The organism is Geodermatophilus sp. SYSU D00766 (assembly GCF_054049915.1).
Window position 1 is genome coordinate 139,329 of record NZ_JBJGYI010000006.1, and the last position, 18,792, is coordinate 158,120.

18 protein-coding genes are annotated in these 18,792 nt (G+C 74.2%); 16 read left to right on the forward strand and 2 right to left on the reverse strand.

All coding sequences use genetic code 11. From position 1 onward, the window contains the following. Positions 1–225: 225 nt before the first annotated feature. From dnaK to ACI8AD_RS07930, 7 genes are all read left to right on the forward strand, one after another. Entirely contained in the window at positions 226–2,097 is a 1,872-nt protein-coding gene (dnaK, locus tag ACI8AD_RS07900) for a molecular chaperone DnaK (protein WP_456869979.1), read from the forward strand. A 158-nt stretch (positions 2,098–2,255) separates the two neighbouring features. Next, positions 2,256–2,828, forward strand: coding sequence for a nucleotide exchange factor GrpE (grpE, locus tag ACI8AD_RS07905; protein WP_456869980.1), 573 nt, complete (start codon positions 2,256–2,258; stop codon positions 2,826–2,828). A gap of 46 nt (positions 2,829–2,874) precedes the next feature. Then, positions 2,875–4,134, forward strand: a complete 1,260-nt coding sequence (gene dnaJ / locus ACI8AD_RS07910; RefSeq protein WP_456869981.1) for a molecular chaperone DnaJ — start codon at positions 2,875–2,877, stop codon at positions 4,132–4,134. Then, a complete protein-coding gene (locus ACI8AD_RS07915; RefSeq protein ID WP_456869982.1) occupies positions 4,131–4,604 on the forward strand; it encodes a heat shock protein transcriptional repressor HspR in 474 nt (157 codons plus the stop codon). Before dnaJ ends, ACI8AD_RS07915 begins: the two co-directional genes overlap by 4 nt. Beyond that, positions 4,601–5,122, forward strand: coding sequence for a MarR family winged helix-turn-helix transcriptional regulator (locus ACI8AD_RS07920; protein WP_456869983.1), 522 nt, complete (start codon positions 4,601–4,603; stop codon positions 5,120–5,122). Before ACI8AD_RS07915 ends, ACI8AD_RS07920 begins: the two co-directional genes overlap by 4 nt. A gap of 177 nt (positions 5,123–5,299) precedes the next feature. Next, entirely contained in the window at positions 5,300–5,773 is a 474-nt protein-coding gene (locus ACI8AD_RS07925; protein ID WP_456869984.1) for a MarR family winged helix-turn-helix transcriptional regulator, read from the forward strand. Positions 5,774–5,820: 47 nt separating this feature from the next. Beyond that, positions 5,821–7,428, forward strand: a complete 1,608-nt coding sequence (locus ACI8AD_RS07930) for an MFS transporter (RefSeq protein ID WP_456869985.1) — start codon at positions 5,821–5,823, stop codon at positions 7,426–7,428. Positions 7,429–7,507: 79 nt separating this feature from the next. Here the strand turns inward: ACI8AD_RS07930 and ACI8AD_RS07935 are convergent, their stop codons facing one another. Together ACI8AD_RS07935 and ACI8AD_RS07940 are read right to left on the reverse strand one after the other, a co-directional pair. Next, positions 7,508–7,948 carry an OsmC family peroxiredoxin gene (locus tag ACI8AD_RS07935; RefSeq protein ID WP_456869986.1) on the reverse strand — a complete coding sequence of 147 codons (441 nt, stop codon included), beginning with the start codon at positions 7,946–7,948 and terminating at the stop codon, positions 7,508–7,510. Positions 7,949–8,043: 95 nt separating this feature from the next. Beyond that, positions 8,044–8,517 (reverse strand): MarR family winged helix-turn-helix transcriptional regulator, encoded by a 474-nt coding sequence (locus ACI8AD_RS07940; protein ID WP_456869987.1) that lies wholly within the window; start codon positions 8,515–8,517, stop codon positions 8,044–8,046. Positions 8,518–8,703: 186 nt separating this feature from the next. Here ACI8AD_RS07940 and clpB point away from each other — a divergent pair, with 186 nt between their 5' ends. From clpB to ACI8AD_RS07985, 9 genes are all read left to right on the forward strand, one after another. After that, entirely contained in the window at positions 8,704–11,301 is a 2,598-nt protein-coding gene (gene clpB, locus ACI8AD_RS07945) for an ATP-dependent chaperone ClpB (protein ID WP_456869988.1), read from the forward strand. A 150-nt stretch (positions 11,302–11,451) separates the two neighbouring features. Next, complete coding sequence (locus ACI8AD_RS07950) at positions 11,452–12,069, forward strand: hypothetical protein (RefSeq protein WP_456869989.1); 618 nt, start codon at positions 11,452–11,454, stop codon at positions 12,067–12,069. A 110-nt stretch (positions 12,070–12,179) separates the two neighbouring features. Continuing rightward, complete coding sequence (locus ACI8AD_RS07955; RefSeq protein WP_456869990.1) at positions 12,180–13,835, forward strand: molybdopterin-dependent oxidoreductase; 1,656 nt, start codon at positions 12,180–12,182, stop codon at positions 13,833–13,835. Positions 13,836–14,007: 172 nt separating this feature from the next. After that, positions 14,008–14,697 (forward strand): fasciclin domain-containing protein, encoded by a 690-nt coding sequence (locus ACI8AD_RS07960; protein ID WP_456869991.1) that lies wholly within the window; start codon positions 14,008–14,010, stop codon positions 14,695–14,697. Between the two features lie 80 nt (positions 14,698–14,777). Then, the gene (gene pyrE, locus ACI8AD_RS07965) at positions 14,778–15,323 is read left to right on the forward strand and encodes an orotate phosphoribosyltransferase (RefSeq protein WP_456869992.1); all 546 of its coding nucleotides are present in this window, start codon (positions 14,778–14,780) and stop codon (positions 15,321–15,323) included. Positions 15,324–15,533: 210 nt separating this feature from the next. Continuing rightward, a complete protein-coding gene (locus tag ACI8AD_RS07970; protein ID WP_456869993.1) occupies positions 15,534–16,928 on the forward strand; it encodes an FAD-binding oxidoreductase in 1,395 nt (464 codons plus the stop codon). 74 nt (positions 16,929–17,002) lie between these two features. Further along, positions 17,003–18,037 carry a class II fructose-bisphosphate aldolase gene (fbaA, locus tag ACI8AD_RS07975; protein ID WP_456869994.1) on the forward strand — a complete coding sequence of 345 codons (1,035 nt, stop codon included), beginning with the start codon at positions 17,003–17,005 and terminating at the stop codon, positions 18,035–18,037. Positions 18,038–18,040: 3 nt separating this feature from the next. Beyond that, positions 18,041–18,463: a DUF3151 domain-containing protein gene (locus ACI8AD_RS07980; protein ID WP_456869995.1), complete on the forward strand. Its 423-nt coding sequence runs from the start codon at positions 18,041–18,043 to the stop codon at positions 18,461–18,463. A gap of 165 nt (positions 18,464–18,628) precedes the next feature. Next, complete coding sequence (locus tag ACI8AD_RS07985; RefSeq protein WP_176449825.1) at positions 18,629–18,772, forward strand: GPGG-motif small membrane protein; 144 nt, start codon at positions 18,629–18,631, stop codon at positions 18,770–18,772. The last annotated feature ends 20 nt before the right edge of the window (positions 18,773–18,792 follow it).

Here is an 18,792-nt window from a genome sequence, read left to right on the forward strand (position 1 = left end):
TGAGCCAGGACGCAGCACGATCAGGTCACCTGATCATGCGCGGAACGGCCCGGACACGTGTGACCGGGGTCACGAGGACGGGACGCCCCGACCCCGGGAACACCGGCGCGAGGAGTGCCGTTAGGGTGGGCAGGAAAGTTGAGTGGACCCCGCGCAAGGCGGACACCCAGCTCGCCGCACGACCCAGCACAGCACCCGCACGCACACGGAAGAGGAGCCAGCTCCATGGCACGAGCGGTCGGTATCGACCTCGGGACCACCAACTCCGTCGTCACCGTCCTGGAGGGCGGCGAGCCGACGGTCATCGCCAACAGCGAGGGCTCGCGCACCACGCCCTCGGTCGTCGCCTTCGCCAAGAACGGCGAGGTCCTCGTCGGGCAGTCGGCCAAGAACCAGGCCGTCACCAACGTCGACCGCACCATCCGGTCGGTCAAGCGCCACATGGGCACCGACTGGAAGACCGGCGAGATCGACGGCAAGCGCTACACGCCGCAGGAGATCAGCGCCCGCATCCTGCAGAAGCTCAAGCGGGACGCCGAGACCTACCTGGGCGAGCCGGTGACCGACGCGGTCATCACCGTCCCGGCCTACTTCGAGGACGCGCAGCGCCAGGCCACCAAGGAGGCCGGTGAGATCGCGGGTCTCAACGTCCTGCGCATCGTCAACGAGCCGACCGCGGCCGCGCTGGCCTACGGCCTGGACAAGGGCGAGACCGAGCAGACGATCCTCGTCTTCGACCTCGGCGGCGGCACCTTCGACGTCTCGCTGCTCGAGATCGGCGAGGGCGTCATCGAGGTCAAGGCCACCGCCGGTGACAACCACCTCGGCGGTGACGACTGGGACGAGCGCGTCGTCAAGCACCTGGTGCAGACGTTCAACGCCCAGAACGGCATCGACCTGTCCAAGGACAAGCTGGCCATGCAGCGGCTCCGCGAGGCCGCCGAGAAGGCCAAGATCGAGCTGTCCGGCGCGCAGTCGACCAACGTCAACCTGCCCTACATCACCGCCGGGGCCGAGGGCCCGCTGCACCTCGACGTCACGATCACCCGCGCCGAGTTCCAGCGCCTCACCCAGGACCTGCTCGACCGCGCCCGCGCGCCGTTCAACCAGGCGATCCGCGACGCCGGCGTCTCCGTCGCCGAGATCGACCACGTCGTCCTGGTGGGTGGCTCCACCCGCATGCCGGCCGTCTCCGACCTGGTCCGCGAGCTGACCGGCGGCAAGGAGCCCAACAAGGGCGTCAACCCCGACGAGGTCGTCGCCATCGGCGCCGCGCTGCAGGCCGGTGTCCTCAAGGGCGAGGTCAAGGACGTCCTGCTCCTCGACGTCACCCCGCTGTCCCTGGGCATCGAGACCAAGGGCGGGATCATGACCAAGCTCATCGAGCGCAACACCACGATCCCGACCAAGCGCTCCGAGATCTTCACGACGGCCGACGACAACCAGCCCTCGGTGCAGATCCAGGTCTTCCAGGGCGAGCGCGAGATGGCCATGTACAACAAGAAGCTCGGCATGTTCGAGCTGACCGGTCTGCCGCCGGCGCCGCGTGGCGTCCCGCAGATCGAGGTGGCCTTCGACATCGACGCCAACGGCATCGTGCACGTCCACGCCAAGGACCTCGGCACGGGCAAGGAGCAGTCGATGACCATCACCGGTGGCTCGGCCCTCCCGAAGGAGGACATCGAGCGGATGATGCGCGACGCCGAGGCCCACGCCGAGGAGGACAAGCGCCGCCGCGAGGAGGCCGAGACCCGCAACCTGGCCGAGTCGCTGCAGTACCAGACCGAGAAGTTCCTGGCCGAGAACGGCGAGCGCATCCCGGCCGACAAGAAGGAGGAGCTCGGCGAGGCCCTGACCGAGCTGCGCTCCGCCCTCGGCGGCTCCGACATCGCCGCGATCAAGTCGGCGCAGGAGAAGGTCGCCCGCATCTCGCAGGAGGTCGGCGGGGCGCTCTACGCCCAGCAGGCCGAGGCCGGCGCCGCCGGCACCGGTGACGGTGCGCCCGGCGCGGCCGGCGGCGCGGGTGCCTCGGCGCCCACCGGTGACGACGACGTCGTCGACGCCGAGATCGTCGACGAGGACAGCGACCGCCGATGAGCCAGGGGGACGAGCAGCCGCGGGTCGTGATCCGTGACAAGCGGCGGATCGACCCCGTCAGCGGCGCGGTGCGGGCGCCGGCCGGCCAGCAGCCGGCCGGCGCCCCGCCGGGCCCGGCTCCGGCACCGACACCTGACCACCCATCGCCAGGGGAGCGCATGAGCGAGAACGAGACGGTCACCCAGGTGCCCGTGCAGGAGAGCGTGGCCGACGACCGGGCCGGCGACGGCGACCTGTCGCGCCAGCTGGCCGAGCGGACCGAGGACCTGCAGCGGGTCACGGCCGAGTACGCCAACTACCGGCGGCGGGTCGACCGCGACCGCGCGCTGGTCGTCGACCAGGCTGCCGAGCGGTTCGCCGCCCAGCTGTTCCCGATCGTCGACGACATCGAGCGGGCCCGCGACCACGGTGACCTGACCGGCGCCTTCAAGGTCGTGGCCGACCGCGTCCTGGGGCTGCTCGACGGCCTGGGCGTGTCGGCCTTCGGCACCGCCGGCGACCCGTTCGACCCCGCACTGCACGAGGCGGTCCTGCACGACACGTCCGACGACGTCAGCGTGCCGACCGCCACGACGGTCCTGCGGCAGGGTTTCCGCCGCGGCGACCGGGTGCTGCGGACGGCGATGGTGGCGGTGAGCGACCCGTCCGGCGCTGCCCCGGCGGCCGGCGACGCGGCCGCCGGTGACCCGGCCGCCGAGGCCGCGCCGGGGGAGACCCCGGCCGCGGGCTGACCGGCCACCGACGAGCGACGCCGGACGCGAGGAGAGGAGGCGCCCGATGAGCACTCGGGACTTCATCGAGAAGGACTACTACAAGGCGCTGGGCGTCTCCCAGAACGCCGACGCCGCCGAGATCAAGAAGGCCTACCGGAAGCTGGCCCGGGACCTGCACCCGGACAAGAACCCGGGCAACGCCGACGCCGAGGCCCGGTTCAAGGACGTCTCCGAGGCCTACGACGTGCTCTCCGACCCCAAGCGGCGCGGCGAGTACGACGAGGCCCGGCGGCTGTTCGGCTCCGGCGGCGCCGGCGCCCGCGCCGGGTTCCCCGGCGGCTTCCCGGGGTCGGCCGGTGGCGGCCAGTCCTTCGACCTCGGCGACCTCTTCGGCGCCGCGGGCAACGCCGGGCGGGCCGGCGCCGGGGGCCTCGGCGACCTGTTCGGCAACCTCTTCGGCGGCGGCGGTGGCACGACGGCCGGATCGGCCCGGGCGCGCTCGCAGGCGGCGTCCGGGCCGGCCCGCGGCCAGGACGTCGAGACCGAGGCGACGCTGTCGTTCGACGAGGCCGTCCTGGGCGTCACCGTGCCGCTGCGGATGCAGAGCCCGGGCACCTGCCCGACCTGTGCCGGCAGCGGCGCCAAGCCGGGTACCAGCCCGCACACCTGCGAGGTGTGCGGCGGCGCCGGCGTCACCAGCCGCAGCCAGGGCGCGTTCGCGTTCTCCGAGCCCTGCCGCAACTGCCGCGGCACCGGCCAGGTCGTCGACGACCCGTGCCCCACCTGCGCGGGCAACGGCGTCACCACCCAGACCCGCACGATCACCGTGCGGATCCCCGCGGGCGTCAAGGACGGCCAGCGCATCCGGCTGGCCGGCAAGGGCGCGCCAGGACGGCGGGGTGGCCCGGCCGGTGACCTGTTCGTCGTCGTGCACGTCAGCGAGCACGAGCTGTTCGGCCGCAAGGGCGACGACCTCACCCTCACCGTGCCGATCACCTTCCCCGAGGCGGTGCTCGGCACGACGCTGACCGTGCCGTCCCTCGACGGCACCGTCACGCTCAAGGTGCCCGCGGGCACCGCCAGCGGGCGCACCCTGCGGGTGCGCGGCCGGGGCGTGCCGGGCCGCGGCCGGTCCGGCGACCTGCTGGTCACCGTCGAGGTGGCCGTTCCGCAGCGGCTCTCGGCCGAGGCCGAGCGGGCGGTCAAGACCCTCGACGCCGAGCTCGGCGACCCGCGCCCGCAGATCACCGCGGCCGTGGAGCGGGCGGGTGCGGAGCGGGCCGGCGCGGGGCGGGGGAGCGCCGAGGGCGGGAGCGCCCGGTGAGCGCGCCGGGCGCCGAGGAGCGCGACCGCCGCGACGGCGCGCGGGCCGTCGCCGACGACGCGCCGGTCTTCGTGATCTCCGTGGCCGCCCAGCTGGCCGGCATGCACGCCCAGACGCTGCGCCAGTACGACCGGCTGGGCCTGGTCACCCCGGGTCGCACGCCCGGCGGCGGCCGGCGCTACAGCCCCCGCGACGTCGCCCTGCTGCGCGAGGTCCAGCGGCTGTCCCAGGAGGACGGCGTCAACCTCGCCGGCATCAAGCGGATCATCGACCTCGAGTCGCAGGTCGAGGCGCTGCAGCAGCGCGTGCACGAGCTGATCGGCGAGCTGGAGGAGTCCGAGCGCCGGCGGGCGGCCTCCGACGCGGCGCTGCACGGCTCGTTCGCGGCCTCCTACAGCCGCGCCGACCTGGTGCCGATGCGGCAGGCCACCTCCGCGCTGGTCGTCTGGCGACCCCGCGAGTCGCGGTGACCGGGAACCCCGGCGGGACCGCCGTCGTGGAGTGGGACGTGGGCAGCACCGGTGCGGAGCAGCACGAGTCCTTCGTGCGCCTCGAACGCGAGATCGGCCTGCTGCTGCGCCGGTCGCGGGCCATCTCCGCCCGGCTGGCCCGCGAGCTGCACCCCGACCTGGACGGTGCGGCCTACGGCCTGCTGGCGCTGCTCGCCGACGGCGGCCCGCTGCGCGCCAGCGACCTCGTCGCCCGGCTGGGCCTGGACAAGAGCACGGTGAGCCGGCAGGTGTCGTCGCTGGTCGCCCTGGGCATGGTCGACCGCGAGCCCGACCCGGCCGACGGGCGGGCCCAGGTGCTGCGGCCCTCGGCGGAGGGGGCGGCGCGGCTGTCCGGCATCCGCGAGGCCCGCCGCGCCCGCTGGGAGGCCGACCTGTCCGGCTGGCCGGCCGACGACGTCGCCACCCTGGGCGAGCTGCTGGCGCGGCTCAACCGGCTCGGCGAGGCCCGCGAGGCGCAGGCGGCGCCCGAGGGCTGAGCCTCACCACACGCACGACGCCCCACCACGCGCACGACGCCGACGGCGCCCGGACCATCCCGGTCCGGGCGCCGTCGTCGTGTGGTGGGCGTCTCGGTAGGCTGATCGTTGCAGACCCCAACCAATCAGACGTATGGTTGGTGTCTGCAAGTACTCCCTCGCCCCGTGAGGACCCCCATGCCCGTCTCGCCCGCCACCCGCGACCGGCTGACCGCCGGGATCGCCCGGCTGCTGCGCAGCGGCCGGCACGTCTCCACCCGCGCCGCCGACGCCGTCTACGGCGAGCTGCCCTCCTTCGGCTGGGCGCTGCTCGTCCCGCTGGAGCGCGACGGCGAGCAGCGCTGCAGCGCGCTGGCCGCCCAGGTCGGCGTCGACGTCTCGGTCGCCAGCCGCCAGGTCGCCGCCCTGGAGCGCGCCGGCCACGTGGAGCGCCGCCCCGACCCGCGCGACGGCCGGGCCAGCCTCATCCGGCTCTCGCGGTCCGGCGCCGCCGCGCTGGCGCAGACCCGCGCGCTGCGCGGCGAGTGGGCCGCCGAGGCCCTCGCCGGGTGGGACGAGGACGACGCCCGCCACCTCGGCGACCTGCTCGAGCGGCTGGCCGCCGACCTCGACCGCACCGTGGCGCCGCGCACCCACGCGCGCGCCTCGTGACCGCCACCCGCCCGTCCCCCACCCGCGCCGAACCAGCCAGGAGCACCGTGACCACCACCCGCGAACCCGCCGTGACCGCACCGGCGGCGCAGGCGCCGGTCGAGCAGCAGGGCCGCATGACGCACCGGCAGATCCTCGAGGCCCTCTCGGGGATGTTGCTGGCGATGTTCGTGGCGTTCCTGTCCTCGACCGTCGTCTCCAACGCCCTCCCCACGATCATCACCGACCTGCGGGGCAGCCAGAGCCAGTACACGTGGGTGGTCACCGCCACCCTGCTCGCCTCGACGGCGTCCACGCCGATCTGGGGCAAGCTCGCCGACCTGTTCAGCAAGAAGCTGCTGATCCAGCTCTCCATCGTGGTCTTCATCGTCGGCTCGATGCTGGCCGGCCTGTCCCAGTCGGTCGGCACGCTCATCGGCTGGCGGGTGCTGCAGGGCCTGGGCCTCGGCGGCCTGCAGGCGCTGGTGCAGATCGCGATGGCCGCGATGATCAGCCCCCGCGAGCGCGGCCGGTACTCCGGCCTGCTCGGCGCCGTCATGGCCGTGGCCACCGTCGGCGGCCCGCTGCTCGGCGGCCTGCTGGTCGACACCAGCTGGCTGGGCTGGCGCTGGTGCTTCTACGTGGGCGTGCCCTTCGCCGCGGTGGCGCTGGTGCTGCTGCAGCGCACGCTGCACCTGCCGGTGACCAGGCGCCGGGTCCGCATCGACTACCTCGGCGCCACGTTCCTCACCGCCGGCGTCTCGGGGCTGCTCATCTGGGTCACCCTCGCCGGTGACCGGTTCGCGTGGGCCTCGGTCGAGACGGCGCTGTTCCTCACCGGCAGCACCCTCGCCGTCGTCGCCTTCGTGGTGACCGAGCTGCGGGCGGTCGAGCCGATCGTCCCGCTGCGGCTGTTCCGCGACCGGACGACGACCCTCGCCATCGTGGCCAGCGTCGCGATCGGTGTGGCGATGTTCGGCTCGACGGTCTTCCTCGGCCAGTACCTGCAGATCTCCCGCGGCTACTCCCCGACGGCGGCCGGCCTGCTCACCATCCCGATGGTCGGGGGGCTGCTGCTGTCCTCGACCGTCTCGGGCCTGCTCATCACCCGCTACGGCCGGTGGAAGCGGTACCTGGTCGCCGGCTCGCTGCTCGTCGTCGCCGGGTTCGGCCTGCTGTCGACCATCGACCACGAGACCGACATGGTCCTGCTCGGCGTCTTCCTCTTCGTGCTCGGCGTCGGCATCGGCATGACCATGCAGAACCTCGTGCTCGCGGTGCAGAACACCGTGGCCGCGAACGACCTGGGTGCGGCGTCGTCGGCGGTGGCGTTCTTCCGCAGCCTCGGCGGCACCATCGGCGTCTCGGTCCTCGGTGCGGTGCTCAGCAGCCGGGTGACCGACCTGATCACCGCAGGCCTGCCGCCGGAGGCGGCCGCGGCCGGCGGCGGCTCGGGCGGCGTCGGCCTGGCAGACCTCAAGGACGCCCCGCCGGCCATCCAGGAGCTCATCCGCGTCTCCTACGGCGACGCGACCGGCCGGATCTTCCTCGTCTCCGCGGTCATCGCGGTGGTCGCCGTCGTGGCCATCCTGCTGGTCCGCGAGGTCGCGCTGCGGACCGAGAGCGGCGAGGAGCGGCTGGCCCGCGAGGCCGAGCCGGTGGCCGAGGCCGCCTGACCCGGCGCCTCCACCCGACGGCGCTCACACGACGGAGGCCCGCTTCCCCACCCGGGGAGCGGGCCTCCGTCGTCCCGCCTCAGGACTCCAGCGCGGCGTCCAGGGTGATGTCGTCGACCCCGGCGAGGGCCTTGCTGACCGGGCACCCGGCCTTGGCCGCCTGGGCGGCCTTCTCGAAGCCGTCGGCGTCGAGGCCCTCGACCTCGCCGCGGACGGTCAGCGCGATCCGCGTGATGTGCGGCGCGCCGTCCTTCTGGCCGAGCGTGACGTCGGCGCTGATCTCCAGGGACTGCGGGTCGCCCCCGGCCTTGCCGATCTCGTTGGACAGCGCCATCGCGAAGCAGGCCGAGTGGGCCGCGGCGATCAGCTCCTCCGGGCTGGTCGTGCCGCCGGCGTCGTCGGCCGCGCGCTTGGGGAAGTTGACCTCGAACGTGCCGACCTTCGAGCTGGACAGCTCGACCTGCCCCGAGCCCTGCTCGAGGGTGCCGTTCCAGGCGGTGCGTGCGGTACGGGTGGGCATGGCTGCCTTCCGGGGGACGGGGAGCCGGCGACTGCTGCCGGCCCGGACCCCGCGGCCCTACCCCGGTGGACGGCGCGCGACCCACCGGGGACCGGTCACCGACCCCGCGGGGGCTCGCTGACGCGCTGGGTGAGCACGTTGAGCGTCTGCTTGAGGTCGGAGAACTGGTCCACGTCCATCCGCAGCGCGCAGATCATGTCCTGCGAGATGGCGTAGGCCCGGTCGCGCAGCGCACGCCCGGCGTCGGTGAGGGCGATCGCCACGGAGCGCTCGTCCTCCACCCGGCGGTGACGGGTGACCAGGCCGGCGGCGGTCAGCCGCTTGAGGAGGGGCGAGAGCGTGCCGCTGTCGAGGGCCAGCCGCTGGCCGAGCTGGCCCACGGTCTGCTGGTCCTCCTCCCACAGCAGCATCATCACCAGGTACTGCGGATAGGTGAGGCCGAGGTCCTCGAGCATCGGCCGGTACCGGGCCGTCATCGCTCGCGACGCCGCGTAGAGCGCGAAGCACAGCTGGTCGTCCAGGGCCACGCTCGGCGCGGGGAGGCGGCCCTCCACGCTCGTCTGTTCCATGTTCCGAGTGTAGGGACCAGAAGGTCGCGCGGCATGCAGTTGTGCCGGATTGGCGCCGTCACCACCGAGCGCGCACGATCCGGAGTTGAGTGGAACAGACTCAACCTCCCGGCCGTTGGACCCCTCGACACGCCGTTGCGCCGGGACCGTCCCGGCGACCCGACGAGAGGACCATCCGGACCCACCATGGAGAGCAAGCTGACCACCCGTTCGCAGGAGGCGTTCGCGGCCGCCCAGCGGCTGGCGGTCGACCGGGGGCAGGCGGCGCTGGAGCCCCTGCACCTGCTCGTCGCGCTGCTGCAGCAGACCGACGGCATCGCCGGCCCCCTGCTCAGCGCCGTGGGCGCCGACCCGGCCGACGTCCGGGCCAAGGCCGAGGCCGCCCTGCGCCGCATGCCCAGCGTCAGCGGCGCCACCGTCGCCGCGCCCTCACCCTCGCGGGAGCTGCTGCGCGTGGTCAACGCCGCCGGTGAGCAGGCCAGCGCCCTGGGCGACGAGTACGTCTCCACCGAGCACCTGCTCGTCGGGCTGGCCGGCTCCGACGGCGAGGCCGGTGCCGTGCTGACCAGCGCCGGCGCCACCCGCGACGCGCTGCTGGCCGCCTTCCGCACCGTCCGCGGCACCCGCAAGGTCACCACAGCCGACCCGGAGAGCACCTTCCAGGCGCTGGAGAAGTACGCCGTCGACCTCACCGAGCGCGCGCGGGACGGCAAGATCGACCCGGTCATCGGCCGGGACACCGAGATCCGCCGCGTCGTGCAGGTGCTCTCCCGCCGCACGAAGAACAACCCCGTCCTCATCGGCGAGCCCGGCGTCGGCAAGACCGCGATCGTCGAGGGCCTGGCGCAGCGGATCGTGGCCGGCGACGTGCCCGAGAGCCTCAAGGGCAAGCGGCTGATGGCCCTGGACCTGGCGAGCATGGTCGCCGGTGCCAAGTACCGCGGGGAGTTCGAGGAGCGGCTCAAGGCCGTCCTGCAGGAGATCGCCGAGTCCGAGGGCGAGGTCGTCACCTTCATCGACGAGCTGCACACCATCGTCGGCGCCGGGGCCACCGGCGACTCCGCCATGGACGCCGGCAACATGATCAAGCCGATGCTCGCCCGCGGCGAGCTGCGCATGGTCGGCGCCACGACCCTCGACGAGTACCGCGAGCACATCGAGAAGGACCCGGCGCTGGAGCGCCGCTTCCAGCAGGTCTTCGTCGGCGAGCCCTCGGTCGAGGACACGATCGGCATCCTGCGCGGGCTCAAGGAGCGCTACGAGGTCCACCACGGCGTGCGGATCACCGACGCCGCGATCGTCGCCGCCGCCACCCTGTCGGACCGGTACGTCACGGCTCGCTTCCTCCCCGACAAGGCGATCGACCTGGTCGACGAGGCCGCCAGCCGGCTGCGCATGGAGATCGACAGCCGGCCGGTCGAGGTCGACGAGGTCGAGCGCGCCGTGCGCCGCATGGAGATCGAGGAGATGGCGCTGGCCAAGGAGGAGGACCCCTCCTCGCAGGACCGGCTGGCGGCGCTGCGCGCCGACCTGGCCGACCGGCGCCAGCAGCTCGACGAGCTCACCGCCCGCTGGCAGCAGGACAAGTCGGCGATCGAGCGCATCCAGCGGATCAAGGAGGAGCTCGAGACCGTCCGCACCGAGGCCGAGCGCGCCGAGCGCGACGGCGCCCTGGCCCGCGCCGCCGAGCTGCGCTACGGCCGGCTGCCCGAGCTCGAGCGCTCGCTGACCGCGGCCGAGGAGTCGGTGAAGACCGGCGAGTCGATGCTCAAGGAGGAGGTCGGCCCCGACGACATCGCCGAGGTCGTCCAGGCCTGGACCGGCATCCCCGCCGGCCGGCTGCTCGAGGGCGAGACGGCGAAGCTGCTGCGGATGGAGGAGGAGCTCGGCCGGCGGGTCGTCGGCCAGCCCGACGCCGTCCGCGCGGTGTCCGACGCCGTCCGCCGCGCGCGGTCGGGCATCGCCGACCCCGACCGGCCGACCGGGTCCTTCCTGTTCCTCGGCCCCACCGGCGTCGGCAAGACCGAGCTGGCCAAGGCGCTGGCGGAGTTCCTGTTCGACGACGAGCGGGCGATGGTCCGCATCGACATGAGCGAGTACTCCGAGAAGCACTCGGTGGCCCGCCTGGTCGGGGCGCCCCCGGGCTACGTCGGCTACGAGGCCGGCGGCCAGCTCACCGAGGCGGTCCGGCGGCGGCCCTACACCGTGGTGCTGCTCGACGAGGTGGAGAAGGCGCACCCCGACGTCTTCGACGTGCTGCTGCAGGTGCTCGACGACGGCCGGCTCACCGACGGCCAGGGGCGGACGGTGGACTTCCGCAACACCATCCTGATCCTGACGTCGAACCTCGGCTCGCAGGTCATCGCGGACCAGTCGCTGCCCGAGGAGGCCCGCCGCGCGGCGGTCATGGACGTCGTCCGGTCGCACTTCAAGCCGGAGTTCCTCAACCGCCTCGACGACGTCGTCGTCTTCCGGGCGCTGGGCAGCGACGAGCTGGCCGGGATCGTCGACATCCAGGTCGGCGTGCTCGCCCGCCGGCTGGCCGCGCGCCGGCTGACGCTGACCGTCACCGACGCCGCCCGCGAGTGGCTCGCGCTCAACGGGTTCGACCCCGTCTACGGCGCCCGCCCGCTGCGGCGGCTGGTCCAGTCGGCCATCGGCGACCCGCTGGCGCGGGCGCTGCTGGCCGGCGAGATCCGCGACGGCGACGGCGTCGTCGTCGACTGGCCGGCCGACCTGGCCGGGGACGCGGCAGACACCGGGCTGACCGTCACCCGCGCCTAGAGCGAGGAGGCCGTGGCAGGGCCTCACCGGGACCCGCCGTCCTCCCCCAGGGGAGGGCGGCGGGCCCCTCGCGTGTCGGGGGTGCTGGCCGGGCACCGCCCGGTCGATCATGATCCCCGCCGAGCACCGACACGGAGGAGACGCACCGCGATGACCGCAGGACAGGGCCCGCAGGGCTGGGAGCCGCTTCCGGGCCAGCAGCCGTACGGTCAGCAGCCGTACGGCCAGGCCCCCTACGGCGGCTACGGCTCCGCGCCGGCCGCACCCGACTCGTGGGGCGCCCCGGCGCCGGTCGAGCGACCCCAGGCGGTGAAGCTCGGCGTCGGCGCGTGGCTGGCCAGCACCCTGCTCGGCGTCCTCGGCGCGATCGTCACCTTCGCCCAGTTCGACGAGCTCGTCGACCAGGCGCTGGTCGACCAGGGGCTCGACCCGGCCGACTACCAGGGCGTCAGCGACGCCACCAGCGCCGGTGTGATCACCGCCAGCGTCGTCTTCGCGCTGGTCTTCGTCGGGCTGCAGCTGCTGTTCATCTGGTTCGCCTGGCAGGGCCGCAACTGGGCGCGGATCGTGCTGTGGGTCCTGGGCGGCCTGGCCGTCCTCTCGAGTCTGGTCGGCCTGGCCGGCGGGGCCACCGGCACCAGCGGCCTGCTCACCGTGCTGTCCCTCGTGCAGACGGTGCTCGTCGTCGTCGGCATCGTCGCGCTCGCGGCCAAGCCGGCCAACGCGTGGTACCGCTACCGCGGCTGGCAGCGCGCCCGCAGCCGCTGACCGCACGGCTCCCGGGCCCGCCGACCCCCCTCCCGGGGAGGCGGCGGGCCCGTTACCGCATCGTGACCGGACGCGGTGAACCGCTCGCCGTGCCGTCCCGAACCCCGGGCGTGACCACCACCGAGCAGGCCCCCGCGCCGGCCACCGGACCGGACAGGGCCCGCCCCGCCGCCGGCCGCGGCCGGCGCCGGCTGCTCGCCGCGCTCGCCGGCCTGCTGGCCGCCGCCGTCGCCCTCGGCGTCGCCGAGCTCGTGGCCGGCCTCGTCGGGCCGACGTCCTCGCCCGTCGTCGCGGTCGGCGACACGGTCATCACCCTGGTCCCCGAGCCGGTCAAGCAGTTCGCCGTCAGCACCTTCGGTGAGGACGACAAGGTCGCCCTCGTCGTCGGCACGCTGGTGCTCGTCGCCGTGTACGCGCTGCTCGTCGGCGTGGTCGCGCTGCGCTCGCGCGCCGCCGGGATCGCCGGGATCGCGCTGTTCGGGGCCATCGGCGCCCTCGCCGCGGTCAGCCGTCCGTCCGGGGCCCTGCTCGACGCGCTGCCCTCGGCGGGAGGCGCGCTCGCCGGGACCGTCGCCCTCCTGCTGCTTCTCGCCCCCCTGACCGTGCCGGGCGGGGAGCGGGCCGCTCCCGACGACGCCGTCCTCGAGCGGCTGCGCGGCGCCCTCGCCATGGCCGACCGCAAGGGCGCCGGCATGGACCGCCGCCGCTTCGTCGTCACCGGCGGTGTCACGCTCGCCGCGGCCGCGGTCACCGGCGGCGGCGGCCGGTTGCTGCGGCGCCGCTTCGACGTGAGCACCGACCGCGGCGGCCTGGTCCTGCCCACGGCGTCGTCCCCGGCACCGGCCCTGCCCCCCGGCGCGGACCTCGCCGAGCGCGTCGACGGTCTCACCCCGCTGTTCACCGCCAACCGCGACTTCTACCGGGTCGACACCGCGATCACCGTCCCGCAGATCCGGCCGGCCGACTACCGGCTGACCCTCACCGGGATGTTCGACGCGCCGCGCAGCTACACGCTGGCCGACCTCTTCGACCGCGACGACGTCGTCGAGCGCGACGTCACGCTCACCTGCGTCTCCAACGAGGTCGGCGGCGGCCTCGCCGGCACCGCCCGCTGGACCGGCGTCCCGCTGGGCGCCCTGCTCCGCGAGAACGGCGTCTCCGCCGACTCCGACCAGCTCGTCTGCCGCTCCTCCGACGGGATGACCATCGGCACCCCGACCCGTGCGGCCCTCGACGTCGAGAACGCGATGCTGGCCTTCGGGATGAACGGCGAGCCGCTGCCGGTCGAGCACGGCTTCCCCGTCCGGATGGTCGTCCCGGGCCTGTACGGCTACGTCTCGGCCTGCAAGTGGCTGACCTCGATCGAGGCCACCACGTTCGACGCTTTCGACGCCTACTGGGTGGAGCGCGACTGGGCCGCGCAGGGGCCCGTCAAGGTGGCCTCGCGCATCGACACCCCCGCCCCGCTGCGCCCGTTCCCCGCCGGCCGCCGGCCGATCGCCGGGGTGGCCTGGGCCCAGGGGCGCGGCATCGCCCGCGTCGAGGTCCGGGTCGACGACGGCGAGTGGCGCGAGGCCGAGCTCGCCCCGCAGGCCGGCGTCGACGTGTGGCGGCAGTGGGTGCTGCCCCACGACTTCGCCCCCGGCTCCTACCAGCTCACCGTCCGGGCCACCACGGCCGACGGCGAGGTGCAGACCGAGGAGCGCGCCCGGCCCTTCCCCGACGGGGCCAGCGGCCTGCACTCCACCCGGGTGATCGCGAGGTAGCGGTCCCCGCCCGGCCGGCCCCCGCCGGCCGGGCAGTACACCCCCCGAGCCCGTCTCGGCCACCTGCGCCGCAGACGCCTCTCCCGACCCCTCGAACGGGTCGGGAGGGACCACCGCGGGGACCACCCGGTCCCCGGACGGACGAGCACGACGACCGAGGAGCATCCCGACCGTGACGAAGAACAGCCTGACCCGCGGCCTCCTGCTGGCCACCGCCTCCACCCTCGCCGTCACCCTGAGCGCCTGCAGCTCCGACGACGCCGGCGCCACCGACAGCTCGGACCCCGACGCCGGCAGCTCGTCGTCCTCCGCGGACTCGATGGGGAGCTCGGACGCGGCGGAGAGCAGCAGCCCGGCGGCCGAGCCCGCCACGGACGAGCCCTTCGGCGCCGCCTGCTCCTCGGTCCCGGCCGACGGCGAGGGCAGCTTCGCCGGCATGACCGACGACCCGGTCGCCACCGCCGCCAGCAACAACCCGGTGCTGACCACGCTGGTGCAGGCGGTGACGCAGGCCAACCTGGTCGACACGCTGAACACCACGCCGGACATCACCGTCATCGCCCCGGCCAACCCGGCGTTCGAGGCGATCCCGCAGGACCAGCTGCAGGCGGTGCTGGCCGACAACGCGCAGCTGACCCAGATCCTCACCCACCACGTCATCCCGGGCCGGCTCTCCCCGGACCAGCTGGCCGGCACGCACACCACCGTCGCCGGTGACGAGGTCACCATCGAGGGCTCCGGCGAGGCGTTCACGGTCGCGCAGACCGTCACCGGCACCCCGGCGAACGTCGTCTGCGGCAACGTGCAGACGGCGAACGCGACCGTCTACATCGTCGACCAGGTGCTGGCCCCCACCGCCTGACGGAGCCCCGCACCCCAGCCCCGGCCGGTCCGGCTCCCACGGGGGGAGCCGGGCCGGCCGGCTGCGTAGGGTCGCTGTCCATGCAGCAGCACCCCGACCGCGACCGCCTGCGCGAGCTGGTCGTCGACCTGGCCGTCGTCCGCGGGCGCGTCACGCTGTCCTCGGGGCGGGAGGCCGACTGGTACGTCGACATGCGCCGGCTGACCCTCCACCACGAGGGCGCCCCGCTGGTCGGCCGCGTGATGCGCCAGCTCACCGGCGACCTGCGCTACGACGTCGTCGGCGGGCTCACCCTGGGCGCCGACCCGGTGGCGACGGCGATGCTGCACGCCGCGGCCGCCGGCGAGGGCTTCCTCGACGCGTGCGTGGTCCGCAAGAGCGGCAAGGCGCACGGGCTGCAGCGCCGGATCGAGGGCCCCGACGTCGAGGGGCGGACGGTGCTCGTCGTCGAGGACGTCTCCACCACCGGCAGCAGCCCGCTGGCCGCGGTCGAGGCGCTGCAGGAGGCCGGCGCCGAGGTGATCGCCGTCGCCGTGGTGGTCGACCGCGGCGGGCGGGCCGCCGTCGAGGCCGCGGGGCTGGAGTACCGCGCCGCGTTCGAGCTCGCCGACCTCGGCCTGGACTGACCCGGCGTCCTCCCGCACCGCAGCACGTCCTCCCGCACCGCAGCACGTCCTCCCGCACCGCAGCACGTCCTCCCGCACCGCAGCACGTCCTCCCGCACCGCAGCACGTCCTCCCGCACCGCGGCGCGTCCTCCCGCACCGCCCACCGTGAGGGAGGACGCCCGACGATCAGGTCACCTGATCCCGGCACCGCCCGCCGTACCGTGTGAGCGTGACCACACTCGCCACCGCCTGGGTCGACGAGCTCACCGCGGCCCTGGGTGCCGACGGCGTCCGCACCGACCCCGACGTCACCGCCGCCTACGCCCGCGACCAGGCGATGCTCGCCGAGGCCGGCACGCCCGCCGCCGTCGTCTTCCCGCGGAACACGCAGGAGGTCGCCGCGGTCATGCGGATCGCCTCCCGGCACGGCGTCCCGGTGGTCCCGCGCGGTGCCGGCTCGGGACTGGCCGGGGCGAGCAACGCCGTCGACGGCGCGGTGACCATGGTGATGACCCGCATGGACGCCGTCCTGGAGGTCTCGCCCGCCGACCGCCTCGCCGTCGTGCAGCCCGGCGTGGTCAACAAGGCGCTGCGCGACGTCGTCGCCGGGTCCGGGCTGTTCTATCCCCCGGACCCGTCGAGCTACGACTGGTGCACGATCGGCGGCAACCTGTCCACCAACTCCGGCGGCCTGTGCTGCGTCAAGTACGGCGTGACCACCGACTACGTGCTCGGCCTGGAGGTCGTGCTCGCCGACGGGCAGGTGCTGCGCACCGGACGGCGCACCGTGAAGGGCGTCGCCGGCTACGACCTGGCCCGGCTGTTCGTCGGCTCCGAGGGCACGCTCGGCGTCATCACCGAGGCCACGCTGGCGCTGCGGCCGGCACCGCAGCGGCCGGTGACGCTGGTGGCCACCTTCGCCACCACCGCGCAGACCGGCGAGGTCGTCGAGCGGGTGGTCACCTCCGGGCTGGTGCCGAGCCTGCTGGAGGTCATGGACAACACCTGCATTTGCGCCGTCGACGACCTGCTGCACGCCGACCTCGACCGCGATGCGCACGCGCTGCTGGTCGCCCAGTCCGACAGCGGGGGAGCGGCCGCGCTCGCCGAGATCGAGGCGCTGGCGGGGCTGTGCCGCGAGGCCGGGGCCGACCTGGTGCACACCACCGACGACCCGGCCGAGGGTGACCTGCTGCTCGCCGCCCGCCGCATGGCGCTGCCCGCGCTCGAGCGGCTGGGCACCACCCTCATCGACGACGTCGCCGTCCCCCGCTCGCACATCGCGGCGTTCCTCGACGGCTGCGACGCGATCGCCGTCGCCCGCGGGCTGACCATCGGCGTCGTCGGGCACGCCGGCGACGGCAACATGCACCCGACCATCTGCTTCGACCCGGCCGACCCCGACCAGCGCACCCGGGCCTTCGCCGCCTTCGACGACATCCTCGAGCTCGGGCTGGGCCTGGGCGGCACGGTGACCGGCGAGCACGGCATCGGGTCGCTCAAGGTCGGGTGGCTCGAGCGGGAGGTCGGCGCGGTCTCCCTCGACGTGCACCGGCGCATCAAGGACGCCCTCGACCCGGCCGGGCTGCTCAACCCGGGGAAGGTGCTGCGCCGGCGGGCCTGAGACGGGGGCCTGTCCGGCGTGCGGCGGGCACGGGATACTGACCGCGACCCGCGTCGATCGACAGGAGTGCCCGGATGCCCATCGCGACCCCCGAGGTCTACGCCGACATGATCAGCCGGGCGAAGGAGGGCGGCTTCGCCTACCCGGCGATCAACTGCACCTCGTCCGAGACCGTCAACGCCGCGCTGCGCGGCTTCGCCGACGCCGGCAGCGACGGGATCATCCAGTTCTCCACCGGCGGCGCCGAGTTCGGCTCGGGCACCCGGGTCAAGGACATGGTCACCGGGGCGGTGGCGCTCGCCGAGTTCGCCCACGTCGTCGCCGAGAAGTACCCGGTCAACGTGGCGCTGCACACCGACCACTGCCCCAAGGACAAGCTCGACTCCTACGTCCGGCCGCTCATCGCGCTGTCGAAGGACCGGGTCGACGCCGGGCAGGCGCCGCTGTTCCAGTCGCACATGTGGGACGGCTCGGCGATCGACCTGGAGGAGAACCTGCAGATCGCCGAGGAGCTCATCGACAAGTGCGCCGCGGCGAAGATCGTCCTCGAGCTCGAGATCGGCGTCGTCGGCGGTGAGGAGGACGGCGTCGCCCACGACATCAACGAGAAGCTCTACACCGCCCCCGGCGACTTCGTGGCCACCGCCAAGGCGCTCGGCCTCGGTGAGCGCGGCGTCTACCTGCTCGCGGCCACCTTCGGCAACGTCCACGGCGTCTACAAGCCGGGCAACGTCAAGCTGCGGCCGGAGATCCTCCAGCAGGGCCAGGAGGTCGTGTCGCAGGAGCTCGGCCTGCCCGAGGGCAGCAAGCCGTTCAACTTCGTCTTCCACGGCGGCTCGGGCTCGCTGCAGTCGGAGATCCGCGAGGCGCTGTCCTACGGCGTGGTGAAGATGAACGTCGACACCGACACCCAGTACGCCTTCACCCGCCCCATCGTGGGGCACATGTTCGGCAACTACGACGGCGTGCTCAAGGTCGACGGCGAGGTCGGCAACAAGAAGGCCTACGACCCGCGCTCCTACATGAAGCTGGCCGAGACCGGCATGGCCGCCCGCGTCGTCGAGGCGTGCGAGGACCTGCTGTCGGCCGGCCAGTCGCCGAGCGCCTGACCCATGACGCACTCCCACCAGAACCTGCTCGGCGAGCCGCCGGCCACGCTGCTGCCCGGGAACCCGGAGGCGGAGAGGGAGCTCGCCGCGGGCGACCCGCCGGCCGAGGTCGCCGCGCACCACCCCACGGCGAGCGCGGCGTGGGCCGCGCTGGCGGAGGCGGCGATCGACCGTCCCGAGCGGGCGCTCCCCGACACCGTCGAGGCCTACGCCTACGCCCGCACCGGCTACCACCGCGGGCTGGACGCGCTGCGCCGCAACGGCTGGCGGGGCCACGGCCCGGTGCCGTGGTCGCACGAGCCCAACCGGGGCTTCCTGCGCTGCGTCATCGTGCTGGCGCGGGCGGCCGAGGCGATCGGCGAGGTCGACGAGCAGGAGCGCTGCACCCAGCTGCTGCGCGACTGCGACCCCAGCCTCGCGCCCTGACCGACCCCGCCCGGCGGCCCCGTGGTGCCGGGGGACGTGACCCGGCGTCACCGGAACGGGGGACGTCCGGCGGACGTCGTGCGCTCACCAGGCGGAACGCCCGGTCCGGGAGCACACTCCGTGACCTCAGCGTCCGTCCGGGACGCGCCTCTCGGGAGGTGGCACGTGGCCACACTGCTCTGGATCCTGGCCGTCGTCCTCGTCATCGCCGGCGTCCTGGCGATCGTCCGCGGGCAACTGCTGTGGGGCATCGTCCTGATCGTCGTCGGGCTGCTCGTGGGCCCCGGAGGCGTCAGCGTCTTCACCTGATCGCCTGTCCCGACCTCCGT

What these genes read in the sequence shown, in the direction of transcription:
- dnaK (WP_456869979.1), top strand. Translation starts at nt 226, where the DNA reads ATGGCACGAGCGGTCGGTATCGACCTCGGGACCACCAACTCCGTCGTC.
- grpE (WP_456869980.1), top strand. Translation starts at nt 2,256, where the DNA reads ATGAGCGAGAACGAGACGGTCACCCAGGTGCCCGTGCAGGAGAGCGTG.
- dnaJ (WP_456869981.1), top strand. Translation starts at nt 2,875, where the DNA reads ATGAGCACTCGGGACTTCATCGAGAAGGACTACTACAAGGCGCTGGGC.
- ACI8AD_RS07925 (WP_456869984.1), top strand. Translation starts at nt 5,300, where the DNA reads ATGCCCGTCTCGCCCGCCACCCGCGACCGGCTGACCGCCGGGATCGCC.
- ACI8AD_RS07935 (WP_456869986.1), bottom strand. Translation starts at nt 7,948, where the DNA reads ATGCCCACCCGTACCGCACGCACCGCCTGGAACGGCACCCTCGAGCAG.
- ACI8AD_RS07940 (WP_456869987.1), bottom strand. Translation starts at nt 8,517, where the DNA reads ATGGAACAGACGAGCGTGGAGGGCCGCCTCCCCGCGCCGAGCGTGGCC.
- clpB (WP_456869988.1), top strand. Translation starts at nt 8,704, where the DNA reads ATGGAGAGCAAGCTGACCACCCGTTCGCAGGAGGCGTTCGCGGCCGCC.
- ACI8AD_RS07950 (WP_456869989.1), top strand. Translation starts at nt 11,452, where the DNA reads ATGACCGCAGGACAGGGCCCGCAGGGCTGGGAGCCGCTTCCGGGCCAG.
- pyrE (WP_456869992.1), top strand. Translation starts at nt 14,778, where the DNA reads ATGCAGCAGCACCCCGACCGCGACCGCCTGCGCGAGCTGGTCGTCGAC.
- fbaA (WP_456869994.1), top strand. Translation starts at nt 17,003, where the DNA reads ATGCCCATCGCGACCCCCGAGGTCTACGCCGACATGATCAGCCGGGCG.
- ACI8AD_RS07980 (WP_456869995.1), top strand. Translation starts at nt 18,041, where the DNA reads ATGACGCACTCCCACCAGAACCTGCTCGGCGAGCCGCCGGCCACGCTG.